The 5,688-nt window shown below is 71.6% G+C and carries 7 protein-coding genes; 3 read left to right on the forward strand and 4 right to left on the reverse strand.

Annotation, left to right across the window (positions count from 1 at the left end):
- Positions 1–147 precede the first annotated feature (147 nt).
- Complete coding sequence (locus ABZ281_RS34910; protein ID WP_356662082.1) at positions 148–1,119, forward strand: 2-amino-3,7-dideoxy-D-threo-hept-6-ulosonate synthase; 972 nt, start codon at positions 148–150, stop codon at positions 1,117–1,119.
- The gene (locus ABZ281_RS34915; RefSeq protein WP_356662084.1) at positions 1,091–2,206 is read left to right on the forward strand and encodes a 3-dehydroquinate synthase II; all 1,116 of its coding nucleotides are present in this window, start codon (positions 1,091–1,093) and stop codon (positions 2,204–2,206) included. The genes ABZ281_RS34910 and ABZ281_RS34915 overlap by 29 nt, the downstream gene beginning before the upstream one ends.
- A gap of 134 nt (positions 2,207–2,340) precedes the next feature.
- Here ABZ281_RS34915 and ABZ281_RS34920 read toward each other — a convergent pair whose 3' ends face one another.
- Together ABZ281_RS34920 and ABZ281_RS34925 are read right to left on the reverse strand one after the other, a co-directional pair.
- Positions 2,341–2,946, reverse strand: coding sequence for a response regulator transcription factor (locus ABZ281_RS34920; RefSeq protein ID WP_356662086.1), 606 nt, complete (start codon positions 2,944–2,946; stop codon positions 2,341–2,343).
- 62 nt (positions 2,947–3,008) lie between these two features.
- Positions 3,009–3,527, reverse strand: coding sequence for a hypothetical protein (locus ABZ281_RS34925; protein WP_356662087.1), 519 nt, complete (start codon positions 3,525–3,527; stop codon positions 3,009–3,011).
- A 161-nt stretch (positions 3,528–3,688) separates the two neighbouring features.
- Between ABZ281_RS34925 and ABZ281_RS34930 the strand changes: the two genes are divergently transcribed.
- Positions 3,689–4,675, forward strand: a complete 987-nt coding sequence (locus tag ABZ281_RS34930; protein ID WP_356662088.1) for a helix-turn-helix transcriptional regulator — start codon at positions 3,689–3,691, stop codon at positions 4,673–4,675.
- 67 nt (positions 4,676–4,742) lie between these two features.
- Here the strand turns inward: ABZ281_RS34930 and ABZ281_RS34935 are convergent, their stop codons facing one another.
- Together ABZ281_RS34935 and ABZ281_RS34940 are read right to left on the reverse strand one after the other, a co-directional pair.
- On the reverse strand, positions 4,743–5,078 hold the full coding sequence (locus tag ABZ281_RS34935; RefSeq protein WP_356662090.1) for a hypothetical protein: 336 nt from the start codon (positions 5,076–5,078) through the stop codon (positions 4,743–4,745).
- A 292-nt stretch (positions 5,079–5,370) separates the two neighbouring features.
- Positions 5,371–5,631, reverse strand: coding sequence for a hypothetical protein (locus ABZ281_RS34940; protein WP_356662092.1), 261 nt, complete (start codon positions 5,629–5,631; stop codon positions 5,371–5,373).
- Positions 5,632–5,688 lie beyond the last annotated feature (57 nt).

Raw genomic sequence — 5,688 nt, forward strand, 5'->3', positions numbered from 1 at the left:
GGGGCGGCCCCGCCCCGGGGGGGCGGGGCCGCCCGCCGAGCCGGGCGGCGCCGGTCCGCCCGACCCCGGCGGCTCCGCCGGACCAGACGCCCGCCGGGCCACCGACCGGCGTACGCGTACCGATCCGCGCAACAGAAAGGGCATCCCATGACCGCATTCGGCCACTTCGCCAGGTCACTGAGGCTGCGGCGGCTCTACCGCCACAGCACGGCAGGCCTGATGATCACCCCTCTCGACCACTCGATCAGCGACGGGCCCGTCGCTCCCAAGGGCACCAGCCTCGACCACCTCGCCGGGCAGCTCGCCGCCGGCGGCGCGGACGCGGTCGTCGTGCACAAGGGCAGCGTCCGGCACATCAGCCCGGAGCGGTTCGCCGCGATGTCGCTGATCATCCATCTCAACGCGTCCACCAGCCAGGCGCTCGACCCCGACGCCAAGTACGTGGTGACACAGGTCGAGGAGGCCCTCCGGCTCGGCGCGGACGCGGTGAGCGTCCACGTCAACGTCGGCTCGGACGACGAGCGGCAGCAGATCGGCGACCTCGGACGGATCGCCGACGCCTGCGACCGGTGGAACCTGCCGCTGCTCGCCATGGTGTATCCGCGCGGCCCCCGGGTCACCGACCCGCGCGACCCGGACCTGGTGGCGCACGCCGTCACCGTCGCCTCCGACCTGGGCGCGGACCTGGTCAAGACCGTCTTCCTCGGCTCGACCGCGGAGATGCTCGACCTGACCGCGGCCTGCCCCGTGCCCGTCCTCGTCGCGGGCGGTCCCGCGATGCCCACCGAGGAGGACGTGCTGGCCTACGTCCGGGACGCCCTGGCCGGCGGCGCGGGCGGGGTGGCGATGGGCCGCAACATCTTCCAGGCCTCCGACCCGCGGCAGCTCGCCGCCAAGGTCGCCCGGCTGATCCACCACTTCCCGGAACAGCACTTCGCCCCGCTGGCCTTCCCGGCCGACGTCCACCGGGCCGAGCGGCTGACCCCCGATCACCTGGACGCCCCGGCCGGCGCGCCCGGCTCCCCGCTCGACCTCACGCACCACCTCTCCGACCCTTCGTACACCTCACACCCGACAGGAGGTCCGCATCATGACGGACGTAAAACTGTGCTGGCTTGACATCCGAGGCGCCGGCTCCGCCACCCAGGCCGTCCTCGAAGAGGCCCTGCACCAGCGCATCGACGGCATCGTCGCCGCCGACCCGGCCGCCTTCGCCGGCCTGCCGCCCACGGTCCGCAAGGTCCTGCTCTTCGAGGACGGGCTCGACGCCGTCCCCGCCGACCTCGGCGCCGCCGACCTGGTCGTCGTCCCCGGCCCCCGCGACGAGCGGGCCGCGCTCCAGGAGGCCCACCCGGACGTCGAGTTCGGCCGCTACGTGGAGATCGTCGACGCCGACACCCTGGAGGACGCCTGCCTCGCGGCCCGCCTGGAGCCGTGGAGCGTGCTCGACTTCCGCGACCCCACCAAGATCCCGCTGGAGATCGTGATCGCCGCCGCCACCGGCGCCCCCGGCTCCATCATCACCACCGCGTCCAACACCGAGGAGGCCGAGATCATCTACGGCGTCCTGGAACTGGGCTCGGACGGCGTCCTGATGCGGGCCAACACCGTCGGCGACGCCACCGCCCTGCGCACCGCCGCCAGCGCCCGCGGCGGCGAGATCGACCTGGTCGAACTCACCGTCACCCGGACCACGCACATCGGCATGGGGGAGCGGGCCTGCGTCGACACCACGACCCACTTCCGCAAGGACGAGGGCATCCTGGTCGGCTCGCACTCCAAGGGCATGGTGCTGTGCGTCAGCGAGACCCACCCGCTGCCGTACATGCCGACCCGCCCCTTCCGGGTCAACGCCGGCGCCCTGCACTCGTACACCGTCTCGCAGGCCGGCCGCACCCACTACCTCAGCGAACTGCACGCCGGCAGCAAGGTGCTGGCCGTCGACGTCAAGGGCCGCACCCGGCCCGTCAGCGTCGGTCGCGTCAAGATCGAGACCCGTCCGCTGATCTCCATCGACGCGGTCGCCCCGAGCGGGCAGACGGTCAACCTGATCCTCCAGGACGACTGGCACGTCCGCGTCCTCGGCCCGAACGCCGCCGTCCTCAACTCCACGGAGCTGAAGCCGGGCGACACCATCCTCGGGCACCTGCCCACGGCCGACCGCCATGTCGGCTACCCGATCGACGAGTTCTGCCTGGAGAAGTGACCCCGGCATCTCACCGCACACCCAGCGCCGCAGCGACCGCACCAGAGCGACCAGCGCTCGCACGGCACCAACGCCCCGCCCCGGCACCCCTCGTGCCGGGGCCGGCGCGCGTTCGCCCACCGGCCGCCGCGCCCTCACAGCAGTCCGTGTTCCCCGGCGATACGCGCCGCGTCGAACCGGTTGCGCCCGCCGAGCTTCTTGATCGCGGCGGACGTCAGATTCCGCACCGTGCCCGCCGCGAGATACAGCTCGCCCGCGATCTCCTTCACCGTCGCCCCGCCGGCCGTCAGCCGCAGCACGTCCATCTCCCGCGTACTCAGGGACTGTTCACCGACGGAGACCGGCCGCAGCAGCGACGGGTCGACGGTCAGACAGCCGCCCGCGACGCCCATCAGCGTGGTGACGAGCTGGGGGAGCCGGGCGTTCTTCGGCACGACGCCCAGCGCGCCGGCAGCCACCGCCCGGTCCACCACCGACGACGTCGCCGCCCCGACCATCAGCGCGACCCCGCACCGGGGATGCCGGCTGCGTACGTCGGTGGCGACGCGCAGCGCCTTCCCGCCCATCGTGGACTCGCCCAGCAGCAGCACCGTGGGCCGGTGCCGCTCCACGGCCGGCTGGACGGAGTCGTACGACGTGGCCAGGCCGACTACCTCCAGCCCGTCGACGCCGTTGAGCGTCTCGGCGAAGGCCTCCAGCACGAGTTGGTGATCACCAGCGAGGACTATGCGTATCGACATGCTCGACCCCCGTACGGCAGGACTAAGGCAAAGACTCTGAAAAACATGACAGGTGGTGTCAGTCAGCGGGAGGGGGTGCGCCACCGCTCGTGCAGTCGCACCAGTCGCTCCACCACCGCCTGGGCCGCCTCCTCGAGACCGAATCCCTCATGGCCCACGTCGACCTCGATGTGTTCGGCGCCGGCCGGCAGGGAGGCCGCGACGACTCCCGACAGCACGCGGAACGCCGGGGCCAGTTCCTCGCCTCCGCTTGCGGACGGCACGACCACGACACTGGCGGTGACCGGGCCGAGGTCGGCGGCGATCTGACCGGTCAGCGCGCCGAAGCTCTCCGGCCGTTCCACATCGGCCTGATAGGGCAGTGCGACCAGCCCGATTCCAGCCAGTTCCTTGCACAGGAACGCCGCGTTGGTGGCGGCGTCGTCGTCGCGCCCCGGGTGCCCGGCGCCGACCACGGCGACCGCGGCGCCCAGCGCGCACAGCTGACCGGTGACCCGCCGACCGACGCCGGTGGTGGCGTCGACGACGAGGACGACACAGCCGTGCAACGGCGGTGGTACATGTGCGACTGTGTGCGACACCGGAACTCCTGAGCGGGTAACGTGGCCAATATGTGAACGATCTACGGGGGATCTTCGCCCGACCTGCGCCGGCTTCCCCGTGCCGCGCCTTCGCTCTCGAGCCGGCGCGACGGTCCGGTCCAGACATGCGGTTCACATGTGGTTCAAGGGGGAGACGCCACGTGGACGACGTATCGCCGCTCGATCAGCAGACCCTCGCGGTGTACCGCGCGATCCTGTTCCACAAGCAGCATGATCCGGACAAGCTCGCCGAGCTCCTCGACATCGGCCCCGACGATGTGCACGCGGCGCTCATGCGCCTGTCGGACCTGTCCCTGCTCGCCCCCTCGGGCGACTCACCCGGCACGCTGCGCGCGGTGAACCCCTCGCTCGGCCTGAAGGTGCTGCTCCAGCGGGAACAGGACGAACTGGCCTGGCGGCAGCAGCGCATCGAGCAGAACCGGGCGGCACTCGCCGCGCTCGCCGCCGAGTACACGGCGTCGGGCGGGTCCGGCTCGGACGGCACCGAGCAGCTCGACAACGTCGACGAGATCCGCATCCGGCTGGAGGCCCTCGCCGAGTCGTGCCAGCAGGAGTCCCTCGTCTTCCACCCCGTGGGCGGCCTGACCAAGGAGGCCATCGAGGCGTCCCGGCCGCTGAACGAACGGGCGCTCGCCCGGGGCGTACGGTTCCGTTCGATCTACCTCGACAGTGCCGTCAACGACCGGGTGACGAGGTCCCACGCGCAGTGGATGGCGGAGCACAACAGCGAGATCCGCACGTCGCCGACCCTGCCGATGCGACTGCTGATCATCGACACGACCGCGGCCATCGTGGCCAACCTGCCCGGCCAGACGGGCCCCGCGGCGCTGATGTTCCACAGCCGGCCGGTGGTGCTCGCCATGCGGGCCCTGTTCGAGGCCTACTGGGAACACGCGACGCCGTTCCATCAGCACCCCTCACCCGACGAGGACCCGCAGGGCCTCACCCCGCAGGAGCGCAAACTCCTGCAGCTCCTCGCCACCGGCCTCACCGACGAGGCGGTGGCCCGGGCCCTGGGCATCGGCGTCCGTACCGAACGCCGCATCATGGCCGAGCTGATGGAGCGCCTGGGTGCCTCCAGCCGCTTCGAGGCGGGGGTCCAGGCGGCCCGCCGCCAGTGGATCTGACGGCGGCTCACGGCCTGGCCGGTGGGCCGACGGACTGCGGTCGCCGGCACCGTCGTGGTCGTGGAGATCACCGCTCGCCCACCGGACCGGGCTGCCAGGTGAAGTCGTCGGGGCCGTCGGCCGGCGACTGGTGCCAGGTGAAGTCGTCACGGTTGTGCAGCGGGCCCGGCGTCCAGGTGAAGTCGTCGCCGCCCAGGGGCAGCGGCGTCCAGGTGAAGTCGTCGGGCGTACCCGGCAGGTGCGGCAGCACGATATCGCCCGGGATCCCGACCTGCGCGGCGACGGCCGAGCCGACCCCCTGCTGGTCGGCGGCCTGAGCCGGCGCCGCCCAGGCGAGCGTGGCGAGCACGGCCGAGCCGACGACGACTGCGGCGGCGGAACAACGCTTGGTGATGCGGATCATTTCTGGTCTCCGTTCCCTGCGTGAGTCAGGACCTTTGCGACGATGCGCATGGAGCCAGTGGTGCTTCAGCTCCCCCGGACCGTTCCGCGTTCCCCGCGCTTCCCGGCCGCTGAGAAGAGAAAACCACCCCGCCGCCCCCGCTGTCCGCATCCGGCCACGCCAGGAAGCTGCCTGGCAGGGAGTTGCACCCCGGGCCCTGACACGGGCTGGTCCGCAAGCTGCCGCACCAGCAAGGTCGTCGACTGTCGTTCAGGCGAACTCGACGCTCCCGAAAGCCAGTTGTGGCGACTGCCTAACTGGCTGCGTAGGCGCCCGTCAGATAGTCCAGCTCCGGATGGGGCGGCCCGCACCCGAGAATCGCGTCCACCGCGGGCCACAGCTCGACGGGTACGGGATAGCAGTAGAGCATCCAGGGATCGTCAGCGGCCGGTGTGATCACTTCCCGCAACTGAAGCACCTGCTCACGGCTGATGGGATGCTCCACGCGCAAGGTGTCGTCCACCTTGCTGAACCCCTCCAGGACCCAGACGGCATCCGGCTCTTGCGAAGACATTCCGCGATCCTATGGCCATGTCGTCAACGGGGCCCCGGGCCGGGGAGGGAGTGCCAC

It is taken from the genome of Streptomyces sp. NPDC006265, assembly GCF_040613555.1.
Classification (GTDB): domain Bacteria; phylum Actinomycetota; class Actinomycetes; order Streptomycetales; family Streptomycetaceae; genus Streptomyces.

Bases quoted from the DNA above. Each gene is read 5' to 3' on its own strand.
- ABZ281_RS34940 (WP_356662092.1), bottom strand. From the start codon at position 5,631: ATGTCTTCGCAAGAGCCGGATGCCGTCTGGGTCCTGGAGGGGTTCAGC.
- ABZ281_RS34915 (WP_356662084.1), top strand. From the start codon at position 1,091: ATGACGGACGTAAAACTGTGCTGGCTTGACATCCGAGGCGCCGGCTCC.
- ABZ281_RS34910 (WP_356662082.1), top strand. From the start codon at position 148: ATGACCGCATTCGGCCACTTCGCCAGGTCACTGAGGCTGCGGCGGCTC.
- ABZ281_RS34920 (WP_356662086.1), bottom strand. From the start codon at position 2,946: ATGTCGATACGCATAGTCCTCGCTGGTGATCACCAACTCGTGCTGGAG.
- ABZ281_RS34935 (WP_356662090.1), bottom strand. From the start codon at position 5,078: ATGATCCGCATCACCAAGCGTTGTTCCGCCGCCGCAGTCGTCGTCGGC.